The organism is Streptomyces sp. NPDC047000, assembly GCF_040644295.1.
Classification (GTDB): domain Bacteria; phylum Actinomycetota; class Actinomycetes; order Streptomycetales; family Streptomycetaceae; genus Streptomyces.
In genome coordinates this window covers 1118-1520 of sequence record NZ_JBEYWE010000034.1, presented here as the reverse complement: position 1 = coordinate 1520, position 403 = coordinate 1118, and the positions used below count along the sequence as shown (strand labels likewise).

Below are 403 nucleotides of genomic sequence, written 5' to 3'. Positions count from 1 at the left end.
ACCAGCCGCAACAACCTCGCCACCACCTACCAGGCGGCCGGGGACCTCGGGCGCGCCATCCCCCTGCTGAAGGCCACCCTCACCCAATGCGAACAAATCCTGGGCGACACCCACCCCCACACCCTGACCAGCCGCAACCACCTCGCCGCCGCCTACCAGGCGGCCGGGGACCTCGGGCGCGCCATTCCTCTGATGGAGGCCACCCTCACCCAATGCGAACAAATCCTGGGCGACACCCACCCCCACACCCTCATAAGCCGCAACAACCTGGCTGCGGCTTATGAGTCGGCGGGGGACTTGAGGCGGGCCATTCCTCTGATGGAGGCCACCCTCACCCAATGCGAACAAATCCTGGGCGACACCCACCCCCACACCCTCATAAGCCGCAACAACCTGGCTGCCG

1 protein-coding gene is annotated in these 403 nt (G+C 66.7%); it reads left to right on the top strand.

Annotated elements, in window-relative coordinates:
* Positions 1-403: tetratricopeptide repeat protein (locus ABZ862_RS33745; RefSeq protein WP_360966802.1), on the top strand; the 403-nt coding region annotated here is incomplete at both ends.